The organism is Sphingorhabdus sp., assembly GCF_040079335.1.
GTDB lineage: Bacteria > Pseudomonadota > Alphaproteobacteria > Sphingomonadales > Sphingomonadaceae > Sphingorhabdus_B.
On the sequence record NZ_JBEBKL010000003.1, the window covers coordinates 38892 to 59213 of the forward strand.

The 20322-nt window shown below is 58.1% G+C and carries 17 protein-coding genes; 12 read left to right on the plus strand and 5 right to left on the minus strand.

Translation table 11 applies throughout. The features are described from left to right. The first annotated feature begins 25 nt into the window (after positions 1 to 25). The gene (locus ABL922_RS01705; protein ID WP_349022478.1) at positions 26 to 1267 is read left to right on the plus strand and encodes a heavy-metal-associated domain-containing protein; all 1242 of its coding nucleotides are present in this window, start codon (positions 26 to 28) and stop codon (positions 1265 to 1267) included. Between the two features lie 34 nt (positions 1268 to 1301). Further along, entirely contained in the window at positions 1302 to 1889 is a 588-nt protein-coding gene (locus ABL922_RS01710) for a DnaA/Hda family protein (RefSeq protein WP_349022479.1), read from the plus strand. Here ABL922_RS01710 and ABL922_RS01715 read toward each other — a convergent pair. Beyond that, positions 1886 to 2203 carry an I78 family peptidase inhibitor gene (locus tag ABL922_RS01715; RefSeq protein WP_349022480.1) on the minus strand — a complete coding sequence of 106 codons (318 nt, stop codon included), beginning with the start codon at positions 2201 to 2203 and terminating at the stop codon, positions 1886 to 1888. The two genes, ABL922_RS01710 and ABL922_RS01715, sit on opposite strands and share 4 nt — an antisense overlap. Continuing rightward, positions 2200 to 3378 carry a ribonuclease D gene (gene rnd / locus ABL922_RS01720; protein ID WP_349022481.1) on the minus strand — a complete coding sequence of 393 codons (1179 nt, stop codon included), beginning with the start codon at positions 3376 to 3378 and terminating at the stop codon, positions 2200 to 2202. Before rnd ends, ABL922_RS01715 begins: the two co-directional genes overlap by 4 nt. A gap of 106 nt (positions 3379 to 3484) precedes the next feature. Here rnd and aspS point away from each other — a divergent pair, with 106 nt between their 5' ends. Next, on the plus strand, positions 3485 to 5266 hold the full coding sequence (gene aspS, locus ABL922_RS01725) for an aspartate--tRNA ligase (protein ID WP_349022482.1): 1782 nt from the start codon (positions 3485 to 3487) through the stop codon (positions 5264 to 5266). Continuing rightward, complete coding sequence (locus tag ABL922_RS01730; protein WP_349022483.1) at positions 5263 to 6147, plus strand: alpha/beta hydrolase; 885 nt, start codon at positions 5263 to 5265, stop codon at positions 6145 to 6147. The genes aspS and ABL922_RS01730 overlap by 4 nt, the downstream gene beginning before the upstream one ends. Here the strand turns inward: ABL922_RS01730 and greB are convergent. Next, the gene (greB, locus tag ABL922_RS01735; protein ID WP_349022484.1) at positions 6131 to 6613 is read right to left on the minus strand and encodes a transcription elongation factor GreB; all 483 of its coding nucleotides are present in this window, start codon (positions 6611 to 6613) and stop codon (positions 6131 to 6133) included. The genes ABL922_RS01730 and greB overlap by 17 nt on opposite strands. Positions 6614 to 6623: 10 nt before the next feature. Beyond that, positions 6624 to 8627, minus strand: a complete 2004-nt coding sequence (locus ABL922_RS01740) for a lytic transglycosylase domain-containing protein (protein ID WP_349022485.1) — start codon at positions 8625 to 8627, stop codon at positions 6624 to 6626. Between the two features lie 98 nt (positions 8628 to 8725). Here ABL922_RS01740 and dapA point away from each other — a divergent pair, with 98 nt between their 5' ends. From dapA to recA, 6 genes are all read left to right on the plus strand, one after another. After that, positions 8726 to 9601 (plus strand): 4-hydroxy-tetrahydrodipicolinate synthase, encoded by an 876-nt coding sequence (gene dapA / locus ABL922_RS01745; RefSeq protein WP_349022486.1) that lies wholly within the window; start codon positions 8726 to 8728, stop codon positions 9599 to 9601. Then, positions 9601 to 10086: an SsrA-binding protein SmpB gene (smpB, locus tag ABL922_RS01750; protein WP_349022487.1), complete on the plus strand. Its 486-nt coding sequence runs from the start codon at positions 9601 to 9603 to the stop codon at positions 10084 to 10086. Before dapA ends, smpB begins: the two co-directional genes overlap by 1 nt. Beyond that, positions 10083 to 10649 carry a DUF2062 domain-containing protein gene (locus ABL922_RS01755; protein WP_349022488.1) on the plus strand — a complete coding sequence of 189 codons (567 nt, stop codon included), beginning with the start codon at positions 10083 to 10085 and terminating at the stop codon, positions 10647 to 10649. The genes smpB and ABL922_RS01755 overlap by 4 nt, the downstream gene beginning before the upstream one ends. Before the next feature lie 76 nt (positions 10650 to 10725). Next, positions 10726 to 12774 carry a M13 family metallopeptidase gene (locus tag ABL922_RS01760; RefSeq protein ID WP_349022489.1) on the plus strand — a complete coding sequence of 683 codons (2049 nt, stop codon included), beginning with the start codon at positions 10726 to 10728 and terminating at the stop codon, positions 12772 to 12774. A 123-nt stretch (positions 12775 to 12897) separates the two neighbouring features. Continuing rightward, entirely contained in the window at positions 12898 to 15216 is a 2319-nt protein-coding gene (locus ABL922_RS01765) for a response regulator (RefSeq protein ID WP_349022582.1), read from the plus strand. 128 nt (positions 15217 to 15344) lie between these two features. Next, positions 15345 to 16463, plus strand: coding sequence for a recombinase RecA (gene recA, locus ABL922_RS01770; protein WP_349022490.1), 1119 nt, complete (start codon positions 15345 to 15347; stop codon positions 16461 to 16463). A gap of 105 nt (positions 16464 to 16568) precedes the next feature. Here the strand turns inward: recA and ABL922_RS01775 are convergent, their stop codons facing one another. Further along, on the minus strand, positions 16569 to 18605 hold the full coding sequence (locus ABL922_RS01775; protein ID WP_349022491.1) for an elongation factor G: 2037 nt from the start codon (positions 18603 to 18605) through the stop codon (positions 16569 to 16571). Between the two features lie 224 nt (positions 18606 to 18829). Here ABL922_RS01775 and ABL922_RS01780 point away from each other — a divergent pair, with 224 nt between their 5' ends. Both ABL922_RS01780 and ABL922_RS01785 read left to right on the plus strand, forming a co-directional pair. Further along, positions 18830 to 19651 carry a methyltransferase domain-containing protein gene (locus ABL922_RS01780; protein ID WP_349022492.1) on the plus strand — a complete coding sequence of 274 codons (822 nt, stop codon included), beginning with the start codon at positions 18830 to 18832 and terminating at the stop codon, positions 19649 to 19651. A gap of 14 nt (positions 19652 to 19665) precedes the next feature. Then, the gene (locus ABL922_RS01785) at positions 19666 to 20292 is read left to right on the plus strand and encodes a glutathione S-transferase (protein ID WP_349022493.1); all 627 of its coding nucleotides are present in this window, start codon (positions 19666 to 19668) and stop codon (positions 20290 to 20292) included. The last annotated feature ends 30 nt before the right edge of the window (positions 20293 to 20322 follow it).

The window sequence follows — 20322 nt, forward strand, 5'->3', positions numbered from 1 at the left end:
ATCATAAGTCGCCAAAAGGCGCGCAATGAGGGTCCGCATTTCAAAGTCTCTGTGGAAATATGCGCTCGCGGTGCCGCTATTGGTCGGCAGCGGCGTGCTCGTGCATGCGCAGATTGAGGGGCCGAAGCGCGGAATCCCGCCAATCGCTAGCAATGGTGACTTCGAAGTGACCGGCGTTGTGGTCAACGCGACCGGCAAAAATGCCGAAGAGGCGCGTCGTGCCGGATGGGAAGAGGCGCAGCGCAAGGCATGGAGCATGTTATGGGCCAAAACCCATGGCGGTTCGGGCTCGTCGTTGTCGGATTCGACACTCGATGGCATCGTTTCTGCCATAATCGTCGAGGAAGAACAGATCGGCCCGCGACGCTATATTGCAAAGCTGGGCGTATCCTTTGATCGCGCGCGTGCAGGGCAGTTGCTTGGCGTGAAGGGTGTCGGCCGCAAATCGGCACCGCTGCTCGTGATTCCAGTGATGTACAGCAACGGGTCGCCTTATGTTTTCGAGCGCCAGACGCCTTGGCAGGCAGCCTGGGCCAAGTTCCGCACCTCGGATAGCCTGATCGACTATGTCAGGCCCTTCGGCGGCGGCGGCGAATCGCTTCTGCTCAATGCGGGCCAGATGGACCGACGCAGTCGCACCTGGTGGCGCGTGATTCTTGACCAGTTCGGCGCTGCAGACGTGATCTATCCAATTGTGCGACTGGAACGGCAATATCCTGGCGGCCCTGTGATCGGCAAATTTGCGGCGCGCTACGGCCCGGAAAACCGCTTTCTGGGCAGTTTCACCCTGCGTGCGCAAAATTCCGAGGGCATCCCGGCGATGATGGCCGAAGGCGCGCGCAAGACCGATGAGCTTCTGCAGCAGGCCTTTGCTGCCGGTCGACTGCGCGCCGAAGCGTCGCTGCTGCTCGAAGAGATCGATGAAGAGGATCTGGAAGAATTGGAAGAAGAGGCCGAAGTTGCCGCCGAAGAGGAAAAGGATCCCCTGGCGGCTGCGGTTGATTCGGTCTCCGGTCGTGCTGAAGGCGAGCAGGGCGATCGCCCGAATCCGGCAACTCCAGCACAGCAGGTGACCGTCAATGTTCAGGTCAGCACACCTACCCCCGAAGCTGTCGACAAGGCTGAAGCATCGCTGCGGGGTATTCCCGGTGTTCGTTCGGTTTCGACGACCAGTCTGGCATTGGGCGGAACATCGGTAATGCGGGTAACCTTCCAAGGTGATCCGGCAGCGCTGAATGCGGCGCTGCAGGCGCGCGGTTTCCGATAAGATTGAGAGGTCGCCCGGGCGCGGCCAAGCCAGCATGAAACAGATCGCGCTACCCTTTGACGAACTCAATCCGGAACGGACCGACGATTGCCTAATCGTCACGCCTTCGAATGCGGTCGCCTTTGCAGCTTTGGGTAACAGCGCGAATTGGCCTGGCCATTGTGCCTTGCTGCTTGGCCCTGCACGCTCGGGCAAAAGCCTGATGGCGCGCTATTTTGCGGTTCAGGGTGGCAGAGTGATCGATGATGCCGACCGGTTGTCTGCCGAAGACCTGTTTCATCAATGGAATGCGGCCAAAAATATGGGTGAAGCGCTGCTACTCGTTTCGGGAAGGGCTCCAGGAGAATGGGATATCGAGCTTCCTGACCTGCGGTCGCGTTTGGGGGCCGCGCAATTGCTTGAAATTCGCGAACTCGATGATGAGCTAGCCGAACAATTGCTACTCAAATTCCTGCGCGACCGCGGCACGTCCATCGGCCCCGAGGCGTTGGCCTTTGTCGTGCGCCGGATCGAACGAAGCCATGTAGCCGTCGAGGATTTTGCCAAAAAGGCCAATGCGCTGGCGCTGGCCGAAGGCTCAGCGATTACGTTGCCGCTCGTTCGGCGGCTGATGCCCGCCTAACCGCAATTGATGCGGATGATTTTTCGCGCTTCGTCGATGAAAATATTCAGGCGGACCGGGCTATAGTCCATCGTGATCGCGCCGTTGTGTGGCGCGACGCGGACGACCGATGCCTTGGCATCGCTTTTCAGTTTCGCCTCAAATTCGCTGTTTAGTGTTTTGCCAACCGACTGTTCGAGACCTGCGGCATCGCACGAACCCGCCTGTTCGGGTGGAATCTGCCCAGCCTCGGCATTTTCGGTCGCTGGAATGCAACCCGATAGTGAAACAAGAGCCAGCGGTAGTGCCAATGCCATTGCCAGATTTCGTTTCATGCCTCGACTGTCTCCGTTCTGGTCATCTTCAATTTGCCATTCACCACCGCGAATGCCAGCCGCCCTTCAACCAGATCGAGCGCATCATGCCCGAATTGTTCATAGCGCCAGCCCTTGAGCAGTTCGAGGCCTTCGCGGTCTCCCGCTGCCAGCCTCTCGAGCTCTTCGCTACGGGTGATTAGACGCGAGGCGACATTGATTTCGCGTGAACGAATTTTGAGCAGCAGTTTAAGCAGATCTGCAACCAGCGCGCCCTCTTTGCCGCCACCGGTTCCATTATGGTTCCGGTCAGGCATTTCGTCTTTGGACAGAGGCTGCGCATCGGCGAGCGTCGCCATCAGCCGTGCACCGATTTCGTTATCGCGCCATGCCGGGGAAAGTCCGCGCACCTTGGGGAGTTCGGCCTGTGCCTTGGGCGGGTGGGAGGCGATATCGGCGATTGTCTCGTCTTTCATGATCCGCCCGCGCGGGATATTTTTGCGCTGCGCCTCACGCTCACGCCAGGCGCCGAGTGCCTTTAACCGGCCCAGAACGTCGGCCTTGCGTGACTGCATCTTGATGCGCCGCCAGATGGTTTCGGGGTCGTTGCGGTAGTTGTCCGCATCGGCCAGCCGCTCCATCTCGTCATTCAGCCATTCGCCACGACCGGTTTTAACCAGCTTTTCCAGCATCCTCGGGAAAATGTCAGCCAAATGGGTGACGTCGCCTATGGCATAATCGATTTGCCGTTTATCGAGCGGGCGGCGTGACCAGTCGGTAAAGCGTGCGCCTTTGTCGAGTTGGATGCCGAGCCAGAGGTCGACGAGGTTCGAATAACCAATCTGCTCGCCTTGCCCTAAAGCCATTGCGGCGATTTGTGTGTCGAACAGCGGGTGCGGGGTGCGTCCGGTCAGGTTGAAGAAGATTTCGATATCCTGCCCGCCGGCATGAAAGACCTTCAAGACATCCTCATTGTTGCAGATAAGCTCCAGCATCGGGGTAAGATCGAGTCCTTCGGCCTTCGGATCGACTGCTGCCGCCTCGTTCACATCTGCAAGTTGCACAAGGCAAAGCTCTGGATAATATGTGTTTTCACGCATAAACTCGGTATCGACCGCGACGAAGTCGGACTTCGAAATACGGGCGCAAAAATCGGCGAGCTGTTTGCTATCGGTGATGAGTGGATGTATCTGCATGCAAGGCCGCCCATAACAGCCATTCGCAACTTGACAAAGGGGCGTTGCAAGGGTCTAGCGCCGCGTTCATATTTTCCTGTCGAAAACCCAAAGAAAAAGAACAAAAATGCACGCTTATCGTACCCATAAATGCGCAGAACTCCGCGCTTCGCACGTCGGTGAAACCGTCCGCCTCTCGGGCTGGGTGCACCGCAAGCGCGACCATGGCGGCGTTCTTTTCGTCGACCTGCGCGACCATTATGGCATGACCCAGATAGTTGCGGACAGCGACAGCCCGGCACTTCCGGTACTCGAGGGCCTGCGCCTTGAAAGCGTTGTGACCATCGACGGCGATGTAAAGGCGCGCAGCGAAGCGACGGTCAATGCGAACCTGCCAACGGGCGCGATCGAAGTTTTCGCCCGCTCTGCAACCGTACTCAGCCGCGCAGACGAATTGCCGCTGCCGGTGGCAGGCGAGCAGGAATATCCAGAGGAAATTCGTCTCAAATACCGCTTCCTCGACCTGCGCCGCGAAACGCTGCACGCGAATATCGTCAAGCGCACACAGATCATCCGCGAAACGCGTCGCCGGATGGAAGATATCGGTTTCACCGAATATTCGACGCCGATCCTTACCGCGTCTTCGCCAGAAGGCGCGCGCGATTTCCTCGTGCCCAGCCGCATCCATGCAGGCAAATTTTTCGCGCTTCCGCAAGCACCGCAACAATATAAGCAGTTGCTGATGGTCGCCGGTTTCGACCGCTATTTCCAGATCGCCCCCTGCTTTCGCGATGAAGACCCGCGCGCCGACCGTCTGCCGGGCGAATTCTACCAGCTTGACCTAGAAATGAGCTTCGTCACGCAAGAAGAGGTTTGGGAGACGATGGAGCCGGTGATGGCCGGCATATTCGAAACTTTTGCCGAAGGCCGCAAAGTAACCCCCGCAGGTGAATTTCCGCGCATTCCTTATGCAAAAGCGATGCTCGATTATGGCACCGACAAACCTGACCTACGTAACCCGCTGATCATTCGTGACGTGACCGACGAGTTCCGCGTATCTGGCTTTGGTTTGTTTGAAAAGATTGTTGGCACAGGCGGCGTTGTCCGGCTGATTCCTGCGCCGGAAACAGCAAGCCTGAGCCGTAAGTTCTTCGACGATATGAATGAATGGGCGCGTGGCGAAGGACATGCAGGTCTTGGCTATGCCACCCGTAAAGACGGTGTCTTCGGCGGACCGATTGCCAAGAATCACGGCGAAGACAATATGGCAGCACTTTGGGATTTGATTGGTCTTGGACCCAATGACGGCGCATTCTTTGCGGCGGGCAAGGAAGATCAGGCAGCCAAGCTGGCCGGTGCCGCGCGCACCCGCATTGGTGAGCAGCTCGACATTGTTGAGAAGGATGCCTTCCGCTTCTGCTGGATTATCGACTTCCCCTTCTACGAATGGAGCGAGGAAGAGAAAAAAGTCGACTTTGCGCACAACCCCTTCTCGATGCCGCAGGGCGGGCTGGAGGCGCTCGAAACGCAGGATCCGCTGACAATCAAGGCCTATCAATATGATATGGTCTGCAATGGCTATGAACTGGCGTCGGGTTCGATCCGCAACCAGCATCCCGATCTGATGGTCAAGGCGTTCGAACTGACTGGCCTGACGCAGGCTGATGTCGAGGAACGCTTTGGCGGCATGTACCGTGCTTTCCAGTTTGGCGCACCGCCGCATGGCGGGATGGCGGCTGGTGTTGACCGTATGGTCATGCTGCTCTGCGGTGTGCAGAACCTGCGCGAAATAACGTTGTTTCCGATGAACCAGCGAGCAGAAGACCTGCTGATGGGAGCCCCGTCGCCCGCCATGGTCAAGCAGTTGCGCGAACTGCACATCCGCGTCGTGGAGCCGCCCAAGGCTTGAGCAAGCCGGTCGAACATCACTTTGCAGCACCGGGCGGTGAACTGTGCTGGTTTGAATGGGGCAGCGCAGGCGCGCATCCCACGCTGCTCCTGCTTCATGCCACCGGTTTTCATGCACGTTGCTGGGATGCGACGATCAAGGCGTTGCCAGAAGATTGGCACTATATTGCGCTCGACTTGCGCGGGCATGGTCGCAGCTATCGACCGGATTCGCTGTCTGACTGGCTAGTGACGGCAGACGATGTTGCTGCATTTGCGCAAGAAAAGCTGCATAAGCCTGTCTTCGCTATAGGGCACAGCATGGGTGGCTATGTGGCTGCTCGCACGGCTGTACTGGAGCCAGATAAGGTCGCCGGTTTACTGCTGGTTGATCCGGTAATGATGACGCCGGAAACCTATGCGGTCGAACCGGAAAACCTTATTGGATCACCTTCCGACCATCCAGTGGCGCGCCGTCGCAACGCGTGGGAAAGTGCCGAGCAGATGACGGCACATTTTGCCAATCGCGAACCCTATGCCCGTTGGCGGTTGGACGTGCTGTCAGATTATTGCCTTCATGGTCTTGTCCCCGCGGCCAACGGAGAGGGTTTCGAACTGGCTTGCCCCCCGGCGCTGGAGGCGTCTGCCTATATGGGGTCGTGGCGCAACAACCCTTATGGATGGATAGGCGAGATCAAATGTCCGACCACCGTGTTGCGTGCCCGCAATGCCGAGCGCGCAGGGCCTATGGATTTTTCGATCAGTCCGACTGCCCAAGACTTGGCAACGCAAATTTCCGGCGCGACTGACATTCATTGGAACGAGGTGTCACACTTCATTCCGATGGAAGAGCCTGATCGTCTCGCACTATTGATTAAGCAATTGATCAGTCCGGATAGCTAATCCCGACGATTTCCCATTCCTTGGGTCCGCTAGGCAATTGCACCGTTCGTAGATCACCTAAACGCGCACCGCGCAACGCTTTGGCAAGCGGAGAGTTCCAGCCGATACGTCCGGCTGTCGCATCTGCTTCATCGTCGCCGACGATTGTCACGCTGCGCTGATTGTCGTCTTCGTCGGCCAATACCACCGTCGAGCCAAAATACACCTGGCTACGGTCATCTTGATGGGACGGGTCGATGACCTTTGCGAATTTCATCTGCTTCGATAACCGCCCAAGCTTGCGGTCGATTTCGCGCAGGCGCTGACGTCCATAGATATAGTCGCCATTTTCGCTGCGGTCGCCATTGCCTGCGGCCCAACTGACGATCTCGACAACCTTCGGTCGCTCGACTGCGAACAATTGCTCATATTCGGCGCGCAAGCTCGCAAACCCCTGTGGGGTTATAGGGTTGGTCCGTTCGCTCATTATATTGGATTCAGCCGACTGAACGGCGACCCAGATAGTGGCTCAACGGCGTATTGTTGCGATACCGCGCTTTGTCAGGGTTGAGATGATCATACATCACCGCATTTTCGAGGACTCGCTGCACATAGTTGCGCGTTTCGAAGATCGGAATCTGCTCTATCCAGTCAAGAATATCGATACCGCCACTTCGCGGATCGCCGTTGCGGGCGAGCCATTTGTTCACATTACCCGGGCCTGCGTTATAGGCGGCGACCGCGAGCGGATAGCTGCCATTATAATAGCTCAGCATGCGCTGAAAATAGGTTGAGCCCAGTTGGATGTTGTAGGTCGTGTCGCTGTTGAGTGCTTCGGGTCGATAGGCGAGGGCGATTTTGCCAGATGTCTCACGCGCAGTTCCGGGCATCAACTGCATCAGCCCGCGGGCGCCAGCATGGCTGGTGGCGTTGCGGTCAAACTGGCTTTCCTGTCGTGCGATAGCGTGGATGAAGGTCCAGTTGCCCGTATGTTCGGGCGGTACAGCGACGGTTGGATAACCAAGGCGGATCAGGCCGTCATGCCCCTCGATCCGAGCGCTGCGGGCTGCGATCACCGACAGGTCCGGGCGTCCGATCATGCTGGACCATGCGAACAGGTTTTTAAAATCGCTCTCGGTTTTTGCCGAGTTGGACAGTGCTTTCATGAAGCTGTTCGAATCCCGCCAGCCCGGGAAAGATGAAGACATCCGCGCTGCCGTATAGGTCGGCGGCACTGCATTGGCGGCCAATTGCGGCAATGCGGGTGCTGGCGGAACGGCGGGCATCGATTTTCCGAGTGCTTCCAAAGCCAATTGTCCGTGGAAGAAATCGTAGAAGCGGGCGGCTTCGGCAAAATATTGCTGCGCCAATTGCTGATCACCGGCCTTTTTGGCGGCCCGGCCTGCCCAATATAGACCTTTGGCGCGGGTTTGCGGGGTACGCGCGCCAGCGGTGTAAAGCTTGAACGCCTCAATGGCTTCGCGTGGACGGCCAAGTTTGTAATAGGCCGCTTCGCCAGCCAGCCAAGCCAGGCTGGTGTAGGTGTCGCGGGTTGCCAGATCGAGCTTGGTGATGTCGGTACCGGCCGGAAATGCGTCGGTCAGTTTCGACGCGATGCGATAGGCGGTGTCAAACTGGCCATCAGTTTCTGCCGCTTCAGCGTTGGTTAGCAAGACTTTCAGCCAATCCCGCGCAACATGCGGCGGACCAGAAAGTTGCGGGCGGCTGGCAAGCAGGTCACGCGCAAACCAGCTATTGCCTGCAGCACGAAGTGCCGCAACCCGTTCCATCAACAGCCCGGCATCGCTTAGACCCGCCTGGCCAACTGCCGCAAATTTGGCTGCAGAATCAGGCGCTTTGAGCTCGTGTGCCAGTTGCGCTTCCAGAACCGGACGGCGTTCCGATGAAGTATAAGGCAGCCATTTCTTTGCGGCGCGGGAAGCATTCGACCACAACAGTCGGCTCGTGCGTGCGTCATGATCGGCGGCGGTCAACTTTCCCGCCAGCATTTGGAACAGCCGGTTTTCGTCATCGTCGGTCAGCGGCCCTTCGCGCCAGGCACGACGGCCCCATTGTTCGGCACGCGTCTTGTCGCCGGTTGTCGCTAGCGCCAGCGCGAATTTTGCGCGCCCGCCATTGGTGGTCGGTGCCAGCCGGTCGAAATAGGCGACGACTTGATTGGGCGACCAGCTCAGCACATTGATGGCCTGTTCGGCATTCTTGCGCATTTCGTCAGTGTTTGGCCAGTCCGGATAGGTCATCAGGAAAGAGGCGTATTCGGAAAAGCTGTACTGGCCCGACTGGCTGAGCATCCGCCAGCGCTGCAACGCGGCAGGCACATTACCACCGCTGGGATCGACCATTGCGGTAGGCACATTGCTGGCCTCACCAATGCCCGTGCGCCAGATGACCTCGGGCGCCTCAGGCGTGTTGGCGGCGAATGCAGAAGCTGGAATTGCCAGCAGCGAAGCGGAAATCAGGTGCTTTACCATGCGCGACATATTAAGGGCTGCCTCCTTAGTGGGCGATGAACCATGCACCCCTGCGGTCCATCGAACATATTATTCGGTCTATTTGGCTAGTTTTGAAGGCGATTTCCATGTTTACGGGCTCAATACCGGCTCTGGTGACTCCTTTTTGCGACGGAACGTTTTCCGAGTCGCATTTTCGCGCGCTGGTGGATTGGCAAATCGAGCAGGGATCGTCTGCGCTAGTTCCGTGCGGAACGACTGGCGAAGCGCCGACCTTGTCCTTTGACGAGCATTATCGGGTCATTTCTATCTGCATCGAACAGGCCGCGGGCCGAGTGCCGGTGATTGCAGGCTGCGGCTCGAACGATACCGCGACTGCGGTGCGCCACATGGAGTTTGCCAAGGCAGAAGGCGCGGCAGCTGCGCTGGTTGTTGCGCCTTATTACAACCGGCCCAATCAGGACGGGATATATGCGCATTATGCGCATCTCGCCGAAAAAAGCGATTTGCCGATCATCGTCTATAACGTCCCGGCACGCACCGTGACCGACATACAGCCAGCCACACTGGCGCGGCTAGCTGAAATTCCGACAATCGTAGGCGTCAAGGATGCGAGTGGCCAGATTGCCCGCGTGGGTGAGCATCGCCTTGGGTGCGGTGTCGATTTTTGCCAGCTTTCGGGTAATGACGATATGGCGTTGGCATTTAATGCCGCCGGTGGCGTCGGCTGTATTTCGGTGACCGCGAATGTGGCACCCAAGCAATGTGCCGAGTTCCAGAAGGCTTGCTCCGACGGCGACTATCGGTTGGCACGTGATCTCAATGATCGGCTCCATCCGCTTCATACTGCACTGTTTACTGATGCGTCGCCCGGACCGGTGAAATATGCGATGGCGCGGGTTATTGAAGGCTTTCCAGAAGAAATGCGACTGCCGCTTGTTCCGGCATCTGCCGCCAGTAAGGCTGCGGTCGATGCTGCGCTGGAGATCGCAGGACTTATCTGATGGCCCGCCCCAAACCCGAAGCATTTCAGAAGACCAAGGTCGTCGCCGAAAACCGGCGCGCGCGTTATGATTATCATATCGAAGACAAATATGAGGCGGGGATCGCGCTGACCGGAACCGAGGTCAAATCGCTGCGGTTCGGCGAAGGGTCGATCGCGGAAAGCTATGCCGAGGTGAAGGATGGCGGCGAAATCTGGCTGGTGAACGCCAATATTCCAGAGTTCAGCCACGGAAACCGCTTCAACCACGAACCCAAGCGGCCCCGTAAATTGCTCCTTAATGTGCGCGAGATAAATAAATTGCATGGCGCGGTGGCCCGGCAGGGGATGACATTGGTTCCACTGTCCATATATTTTAACAACCGTGGGCGAGCTAAGGTCGAACTGGCGCTTGCCAAGGGTAAGAAGGCGCCGGACAAAAGGGCGACCGAAAAAGAGCGGGACTGGAAGCGGGAACAAGGGCGGATAATGCGGGATCGCGGATGAACGGATTGACCAAGTGGATTCATGACCAGGCACCGTCTCGGGAGAGTTTCGAGCGGAGCCGTTTCTTGCGTCCATTTGCCCATCGCGTTTTCCATCCCGCACTTTGGCGCTTTACCCGCCGTTCGGTGCCGCGTGGAGTCGCTTTGGGGTTGCTGGTGGGGATTTTCCTGCTGATTCCCGGCGTGCAAATTGCCGGGGTAGCTCTTTTGGCGCTTCCGGTGCGGGCCAATATACCTTTGGGCGCGGCGATGACCTTTCTCAGCATGCCTGCAACAACGCCCTTTATCTTGGCCGCGTCGGTCTATGTGGGCAATACGATGCTCGGGCTTCACGCCGATGTCGCACGCTTCCAGACACTAATTAGCAGCGGTGCCGGTTTTTCGGAATGGAGCGCTTGGTTGCTCTCCGACGCGGCCCCTGCGATGCTGTTTGGCCTTTTCGTGATTTCGGTGATGAGCGCAGCGATCGGCTATGTCGTATCGGCCTGGTTCTGGCGTTGGCGGATTGGCAGCAAATGGCGTCGTCGGTCGAAAGCACATGCCGCTGGTGGATCGGAATATTAATTTAGCCCGATTTTTTGATTAGTTGGTCCCAGTGCGAGTCGGAACGGTCTCGCTTCCAACTGGGGAGTTTTCAAAGATGATTTCATTGAGGAAGCTGGCAGTGGTTGCCAGCGTTTCGCTGTCAGCCATCGCCACCGCGTCACCCGCTGCTGCCAATACAGCAGGGGAGACTACAGCCACTAAGGACGGGCCCGAATTGGGCAGCTTTGGCTTTGACGAAAAAGGCATGGACCGCGCCACTGCACCCGGCGACAATTTCTATCAGTTCGCAAATGGCGAATGGCTGAAGAAAACCGAAATTCCGGCGGACAAATCCAATTATGGCATGTTCACCAAGCTCGACGATTTGTCGAAGGCACGGGTGAAGGGCTTGCTCGAAGCGGCGGCCAAAGACCCCAAAAGTAAGATGGGCGTCGCTTACGCCACATATCTTGACGAAGCTGCGATCGAGAAAAAGGGGATCACGCCGATCCAGCCGATTCTGAAACAGGTTCGCGCGGTCAAGACGCACAAACAGTTTGAAGCCCTGCTGCCCAAGCTGGCACCGAAGGGTATCGGTGCGCTTTTCGGCGGTTTTGTCGGGCAGGACGACAAAAACCCAGACGCCTATATTTTCCAGATTTTCCAGGGCGGCACTGGCTTGCCCGATCGTGACATGTATCTTGTCGATAATCCGAAGTTTGAAGAGATCCGGACGGCCTATAAGTCCTATCTCGCCAAAATGCTGACGCATGCGGGTGAGAAAAATGCCGAAGCGCGCGCAAATGCCATTTTCGAAACCGAAAAGAAGATCGCCGAAATGCAATGGACCCGCGAGGAAAGCTCCGATGCAACCAAGGTGTATAACAAGCTGACGCTGGTCGAGCTCGACGCACTGGCTCCGCAAATTGGCATGTCGGCTTTGCTGAAGAAAATAAGCCCGAAGATCGGCAACGTCCTTGTTGCCCAGCCTAGTGCGGTTGCCGCCACCGCTAGGATTTTCGCTGAAACCGATATCGGCGTGTTCAAAGACCAGGTGATGGTTGGCGCGCTCGCCAATTATTCTGGCGCGCTGCCCAAGGCGATCGACAACACGGTGTTCGCCTTTTACGGAACGACTTTGGGTGGCACGCCGCAACAGCAGGCGCGCTGGAAACGCGGCATCGGTTTTGTCGAAGGCGCGCTGACCGATGAAATCGGCAAGGCCTATGCGGCGAAATATTTTCCGCCCGAAACTAAGGCGGCGGCGAATGAACTGGTCCGCAATGTGGTCGCAGCAATGGGCCGTCGCATCGAAGGTCTCGACTGGATGCAGTCTGAAACCAAGGTGAAGGCGAAGCAGAAGCTGGCCAATTTCACCACCAAGATCGGTTATCCTGACCAATGGCACGATTATGCCAAGCTGAAGATCGTCAGAGGCGATGCCTTTGGCAATGCCGTGCGCGCCAATGAATTCGGTTTTGCCGACAATATCAGCAAGCTGGGTCAGCCGATCCGCCGCTGGGAATGGGGCATGCTGCCGCAAACGATCAACGCCTATGCGAATTTCAGCATGAACGAGATCGTCTTTCCAGCCGCGATCCTTCAGCCGCCTTTCTTTGATCCAAAGGCAGATCCAGCTATCAACTATGGCGGTATCGGAGCGGTTATCGGGCATGAGATCAGCCATCATTTCGACGACCAGGGTTCGAAATACGACCAAAATGGTCGACTGTCTGACTGGTGGACCGAGGCGGATGTTGCGGCTTTCAAGAAGTCGAGCGAAACACTGGTCAAGCAGTACGACGCCTATGAAATCTTCCCCGGTGCCAATGTGAAAGGCGAGTTCACGCTGGGTGAGAATATCGGCGATCTGGCAGGCCTGACCGTCGCTTATGAAGCCTATAAGGCCTCGCTGGGCGGCAAAGAAGCCCCGGTCCTAGATGGTTTCACCGGCGACCAGCGCTTCTTTCTGGGCTGGGCGCAGGTGTGGCGGCGCAACTATCGCGAGGCCAACCTCAGAAACCGGTTGATAACCGACCCGCATAGCCCGTCTGAACAGCGCGTATGGGTGGTGCGCAACCTTGACAAATGGTATGAGGCGTTCCAGCCGAAGGACGGACAAAAACTGTACCTCGCACCCGGGGCACGCGTTCGTATCTGGTAACAAGGAAACCCTAGATTGGCTGGCAGCCTTCCATCTTCGCAATTCGGCAAAACGGGGCGTGAAGGTGGCGAGGCTGCCGAAGCCGACAGGTTGCATCTCGGCATAATTGCAGCCGCCATCGCGATGTCATTGCTGCTGGTATGGTTAGTAACCAGCGACCCAATGTTGCTGGCTGTCACCGCCGCTGGCCTGATCGGTTTGGGTGGTTTCATTCTGGTAGCCGCGCGTATCCAGCGACCAGCAGCCGAAGCGAACGAAACGTCGCCGCCCGATTGGTCGGTTGCCTATTCCGCCATCGAATTGGATCGCGCCGCCGTGGCCGTCAGCGACAGGGCGGGGCGCCTGCTGTGCGCCAATGGTCGGTTCAACCTGTGGTTCGAAGGGCTGCAGGCGCCGCCGGACCTTGGCCTAGGCGAAGCCGAGCGTGAATTACTACTCAAGGCTGGCCGCACCGCCTGGCGCGACGGGCGGGCCAATATCGACGCAATCGTAAAGCGTGGGACAAGCTACCGGGTAGAAGTGCAGCGCACAGGTGCGGCGGACGAATATCTGCTCTGGCGCTTGGCACCGGTGGAAACGCTGAGCGTCGAGGCGCAGGCGATCGATCTGGTTGGCGGCCGGATCGGCAGGGCGCTGGCGATGGCGGGCGTCATGGCGGTGACTGTAGGGCCGGAGGGCCGCATCCGAACTTCAAACCCGGCATTTGCATTGCGCGCCGCAGGAAGCGAGACGGCCAACATCTCCAACCGAGAATGTGCCGCACTGTTGCGCGTCGACGACAAGGGCAGCGTCTATTTCACGCGTGAGGGCAAGCATGCCTCTCCGGTGCGTCTGCTGCACGTTCCGCTGGCGAATGACGGAGCAGATGGCGCGGCCATGTTGCTAGCCCTTGACGATGATGGGCGTGGCGTGGCCGATAGCGCCGGGCAGGTGCATGTCGAACAGTTGCTCTCGAACCTACCGCTTGGGCTGGCGCTGGTCGATCGCGACGGGCGCTTCCTCTTTGCCAATGATGCTTTCATGCGCGTGGCCGGAGTGCAGCAAGACAAGCTGCCGCCTTATCCCGGCGATCTGGTGGTTCCTGAAGACAAGGCGGCTGTTTCGGATACCGTGCGCCGCTATGCTGGCGGGCAGTCGATGTCGGGCGATATTGCCGTTCGGTTGAAAGACCAATCTGACGAAGCAATTGCACTATCAATCGCGGGTTTGCGCGGTTTTGGCACAGCGGCTGTCCTTCTTGGCCTTAAGGACAATAGTGAGGAAACCAAGCTCAAGCGGCAGGTTGCACAGGCGACCAAGATGCAGGCGGTGGGGCAGTTGGCCGGCGGCGTCGCGCATGATTTCAACAATATCCTGACCGCAATCATCGGCTATTGCGATCTGATGCTGTTGCGCCATCCGCCGGGCGACAGCGACTATGACGATATCCAGCAGATCAAGAACAACTCCAACCGCGCCGCCAGCCTGACGCGGCAATTGCTCGCATTCTCGCGTCAGCAGACGCTGCGGCCGCAGATATTGCAGCTGCCCGATGTGGTGGCAGAAGTGTCGCATCTGCTCAAACGCCTGCTCGGGGAGAGCGTGCAGCTAGAGGTCAACCATATGCGCGGAATTGGTGCCGTACGCGCCGATCCGGGTCAGCTCGAGCAGGTGATCATCAACCTTGGCGTCAACGCGCGCGACGCGATGCCCAAGGGCGGCATACTCAGGATTGAAACGCGCCCCGTCTCGCCAGCGGATGTGCGTGCCATGCGCAGCGAGATTTTGCCCATCGGTGAATATGCACTGCTGTCGGTATCCGATAGCGGGACCGGCATAGCCAAGGAGAATCTGGGCAAGATATTCGAGCCCTTCTTCACCACGAAGGAAGTGGGGAAGGGGACGGGCCTTGGTCTGTCGACCGTTTACGGCATCGTCAAACAATCGGGTGGCTTCATCTTTGCCGATTCGGCGATCGGCAAAGGCACGCGTTTCGACATTTACCTGCCGACGCATGTTGGCGAAGTCGCGTCAACTTCCGCTGCAAAATCTGATGCTGCAACAAAAGCGCCCGAACCCGAAGAGATGTGGGGCAATGCGACGATCCTGCTTGTTGAGGATGAGGATATGGTGCGCGCAGTTGCCGAACGCGCTCTGGTGCGGCAGGGCTATACGGTGGAGACCGCGCGTGATGGCGAGGAAGGGTTGCAGCATTTTGTTGATGGCAAACGCTATGACCTTATCGTTTCCGATGTGGTGATGCCTAATATGGACGGGCCGGCGATGGCGCGGAAATTACGTGCCGATTATGGCGATGTGCGGATATTGTTCATGTCTGGCTATGCCGAGGAGCAATTGCGGCAGTCGATCAATCTCGACAATGTCCACTTCCTGCCCAAACCCTTTTCGGTGCAGCAGATCGCTGAAGCCGTCAAAAATGCGCTGAAAAAGCGAAAGCATTGAATATTAAGGAATATAATTTACTGTTCCACTCTTGTTCCGTAAGAACAAAGGCGATACATAATCGTCAGTTCCGGTAATGTTCTGGTGGTGAACATAAGGAACCGACACGCTATCCAAGGAGTGGAACAATGGCAGCAAGTCTCAAAGTCATCCAAGGGGATCAGGCAAAAACCATGAATAATGCAGAACGTGAACGCGCGCTCGAAGCGGCGCTGGCGCAGATTGACCGCGCATTCGGCAAGGGATCGGCAATGAAGCTGGGCAGCCGTGAGGCTGTGCAGATGGAGGCGATTTCAACCGGCTCGCTGGGGCTAGATATAGCGCTCGGCATTGGTGGCCTGCCCAAAGGCCGCGTCATCGAAATTTACGGCCCGGAAAGCTCGGGCAAGACGACGCTGACATTGCACGCCATTGCCGAAGCGCAAAAGCTTGGCGGAACGGCGGCGTTCATCGATGCCGAACATGCGCTCGATCCGGCTTATGCGAAGAAGTTGGGTGTCGACATCGACAATCTCATCGTTTCGCAGCCTGACACCGGCGAGCAAGCGCTCGAAATCGCCGATACGCTGGTGCGTTCAAATGCCGTCGACATCCTCGTGATCGACTCGGTGGCGGCACTGGTGCCGCGCGCTGAAATCGAAGGCGAAATGGGCGACAGCCATGTCGGTCTGCAGGCCCGCTTGATGAGCCAGGCGCTGCGCAAGATCACCGGTTCGATCAGCCGTTCGAATTGCATGGTGATCTTCATCAACCAGATCCGCATGAAGATCGGCGTGATGTACGGTTCGCCCGAAACCACGACCGGCGGCAACGCGCTCAAATTCTACGCCTCGGTCCGTCTCGACATTCGCCGTACCGGCCAGATCAAGGACCGGGAAGACATTGTCGGCAACACCACCCGCGTGAAGGTCGTCAAGAACAAGGTCGCACCGCCGTTCAAGCAGGTCGAATTCGACATCATGTATGGCGAAGGCATCTCCAAGACCGGCGAGCTGCTCGACATTGGTGTCAAGGCCGGGCTCGTCGAGAAATCGGGCAGCTGGTTCAGCTATGACTCGATCCGTATCGGACAGGGCCGCGAAAATGCCAAAATCTGGCTGAAGGAAAATCCGGAAATGGCCGCCAAGCTCGAAACCGCGATCCGCGGCAAGACCGATGAGGTTGCTGAGGAAATGATGGTTGGCTCGGACGCTGAAAGCGACAGCGACAGCGACAGCGATACCGACACTGATAGCACGGAAGTCTGACCCCCAAGGCTCTCTCCCAAGGAGCCGATAGCGCACCACGCCTGATCGGTGCGCAACCGGCCCGCCCTGGACCACCCCGGGGCGGGCCAATTTGTTTGTGATGCTTCAGGCTGGTTCGAGCGTTGCCTGCTTCACCACATCATCTGCCAACTTGCCCGACAATTCGGATAGATGGTCGAACTCGGCGGTAAAGGTAGCAAGCCCCTGACTGAGCGAACGTAGTTCGGCATCAAGGCCATTGAGGCTTGCCATTGGCAGATGCGCCTCGACCATATCCCAACGTTGCCAGTCAGGATGAGAACCAAGGTTCAATATCTGCCCACGTCGCGACGAGACCACCGAGCCCATTTTCGAGCCTGTACCCGGCGGTGATGCGATCGCAACATGGGCAACGGGTTCAAGCACATAGGGTTGGCACTGCGCCATCGCTTCGCTCATCGCCAGCTTACCAGCCAAACGGAAAGCGAGTTCGGAGCTATCCACCGAGTGATAGCTGCCATCGACCAAAGTTACCGCGACATCGACCACCGGAAAACCCAGCGGGCCCTTTTCCATCGCATCGCGCACCCCGGCTTCGACTGCAGAAATCCATTGTTTCGGCACAACGCCGCCTGAAATTTTCTCTTCAAAGACAAATCCCGAACCGCGCGGCAGCGGGCGAAGCTCGATCACAACATCGCCATATTGGCCATGCCCGCCCGACTGTTTCTTGTGCCGGCCGCGCTGGGTTACGCCTTTTCGGATCGATTCCCGGTACGCAATTCTCGGAGCATGGGTTTCGACATCGACCCCATAGCGCCGTTTCAATCGCTGCAAAGTAACATTCAAATGCTCGTCATTGATGCCGCGCAGCAGCGTTTCATGACTTGCATCATCCTGTGTCCATTCAAGCGCCGGGTCTTCCTCGACCAGCTTGTGCAGTGCGGTCGAAAGCTTCACATCATCCTGCCGGTTCTTCGCCCGCAACGCGATCGTGGCGTTGCGCGGGGGAAGATCGATCAGATGTTCCGATCCACTGTAGCTGGCATTGCCGAAAACCATCCCAGCCCGCGCGGAATCGGCCTTGGCAATGGCGATAATGTCGCCAGCATCGGCTGCAGCCAGCTTGCTGGTCTTGTCACCCTGCAGCGCGAATAATGCTCCGGCGCGGATATCGTCGGCCAGATCGGCTCCTTCGCTCAAACCATCACCCAAAACACGGGCCAGTGCCAACCGGCCTACAGCGCCGCCATTGGCTACCTTGAACACATGCACGCCCTTACCATTGGTACCCAGCCTTTGCGCTGCCAGTTCGACCGAAGGCGCTTCGTGGCGGAGCAACTTGAGCAAGCGATGGACGCCAAATCCGTTGAGCGCCGACCCAAACATCACCGGCACCACCCAACCGGCGCGCGCCTCGTCGGTCAAATCCTTGAGCACCCGGTCAAGGCTAGGTTGCTCGTCCATCAACAGCGTTTCGAGCAATTCATCATCATGGTCAGCCAATGTTTCGAGCATATGATAGCGTTCGCTCGCCTCGCGCTCGGCCAGGTCCGCCGGAATCTCGATCCGCTCGCTTTCTTTGCCCGGCACATAACGGTGTGCCCGTTCAAGCGCGATGTCGACAAAGCCGGTAATCTTTTCACCCTCGCGGATCGGGATTTGCCGGGCGACCAAAGGTGCTCCGCTCATCGGCTGCATTGCTTCCAGCAGATCATGGATCCGTCCTCGTGCGGCATCGATTTTGTTGACAAACACAGCATGCGGAATGCCGAGCGCATCCAGGCGCCGTAATATCGGCTCGGCCAGAGCGGCTCGTTCCGGTTCCGGGTCAACAACGACGACTGCCAAGTCTGCACTGCCCAACGCCGCATATCCATCCGCCACAAAGCCGACAGCTCCGGGCGTGTCGATCAGCGCAAATTTGTCGCCCAGATATTCGAAGCGTGACAGGTTGATTTCGGTCGAGCCACGCCGCGCGCGCGCTTCGGGGCTTGAATCGCCGACCGTGGTCCCCGCTTCCACCGACCCGAGCCGGGTGATCACGCCCGATGCGAAAAGCATCGCTTCGGCCAAACTGGTTTTACCAGCCCCGGCGGGTCCAACCAGGGCCACCGCCCTTACGCCAGCGACTTTTGCGCCGTTGGTGGTGCTTGCCATCATTCGTCTCCTCTTTCCCAAGTGGAGCGCGCTGGCGCAGCCTGCAGCTTCTGATGTGCGTCAACGCGCGAATAACATCAGGGGCTGGCAAATAGGTCAGGACGGGACGGGGGATTTGGCCGTGGCGTATTTGCCAGTCCCTGACCGACAAATGCTGCGCCTATGTGCAGCGAGTCGCAAGTGCAAAATGGGTTGCGCCAATTGCTGTCCCGACTAGGGTCTGCGGCATGACAGACAAGATGGAATGGCAAGGACAGGTAGGCGCGAGCTGGGCGCGGCAATGGCAGCGCACCGACCGGTCGTTTACGCCGCTGACCGAACTGTTGGTTGCTCGCATATTGGGATGCGAGAGCGCCGTGAAGATTGCTGATATCGGCTGTGGGGCGGGGGAACTGTCGATCAGGATAGCCGATGCCCGACCGAACGCGAATGTTCTTGGGCTGGACATTTCAACTGATCTGGTAGCCGCTGCTTCGGAGCGGGCAGCTGGCAGGACCAATCTTAAATTTGAGGTTGCAGATGCGTCTGTTTGGCAAGACTTATCGTTCAACCCGGACCTCTACGTATCGCGCCACGGTGTCATGTTTTTCGACGACCCGGTCGCTGCCTTCGCCAATTTGGCGGTAAGTGCTGCGGACAGTGCGCAAATAGTCTTCTCCTGCTTCCGCGCGCCTGCCGAAAATGCTTGGGCGACCAAGATAGTGACGCTCGTTCCTTCTGCGCCATCGGGCGATCCGCATGCACCCGGGCCCTTTGCCTTTGCCGATCCAGTGCGTGTGAAGGGCATTTTGAGCGCTGCAGGCTGGAGCGAGATTGCCTTTGAGCCCGTCGATTTTGACTATGTCGCGGGCAGTTGCGAAGACCCGGTCGCCGACGCACTCGATTTCTTCGGCCATATCGGCCCCGCTGCGCGCGCCATCCGCAAGCTTGAGGGCGAAGCCCGTATCGCCTTCCTTGCCAACCTGCGCGAACTTGCCGAGGCGCATTTGCACGACGGGGCCGTGCGCTTTGCCGCGGCCGCCTGGATTGTGACAGCAAAAAAATACTGAACGAGGAGAGCATAATGACCCTGACAGTCCACCATCTGAACAACAGCCGCTCGCAACGCATTTTGTGGCTGCTGGAGGAGCTCGGGGTCGATTATGAAATCGTTCACCATCAACGCGACGCCGTAACTAACCTCGCACCGCTCGAATTGCTTGCCATTCACCCGCTCGGTAAGTCGCCGGTGATTGAGGACAATGGGCAGATTGTCTATGAATCAGCGGCTATCGTCGAATATCTGTGCGAGCGGCACGGCGGCGGCCATCTGGTGCCTGCGCGCGGTACCGATGACCATATCCGCTATCTCGAATGGATCCACTTCGCAGAAGGATCGGCGATGACGCCGATGTTGCTCAACCTTTATACCGCGCGGCTCGGCGATGCGGCTGCTCCGCTGCGCCCGCGCATCGATCAGCAGCTTGAAAGCCATTTCCGCTACATCGAAGACCGGTTGTTGCCGTCGGGCTGGCTGGTGGGCGACAGGATGACCGGGGCCGACATCATGGTCAGTTTTCCGGCTGAAGCAGCCGTCAAAATGGGCTGGGCAGGGGATAAGCCGAAACTGACTGCTTATGTCGAAAAAATCCATGCATTGCCGACCTGGAAGACCGCGTTGGAGAAGGGCGGACCCTACGCCTACGCCTGATCGTTCGCACTAAGCGATATAACCGGCTTG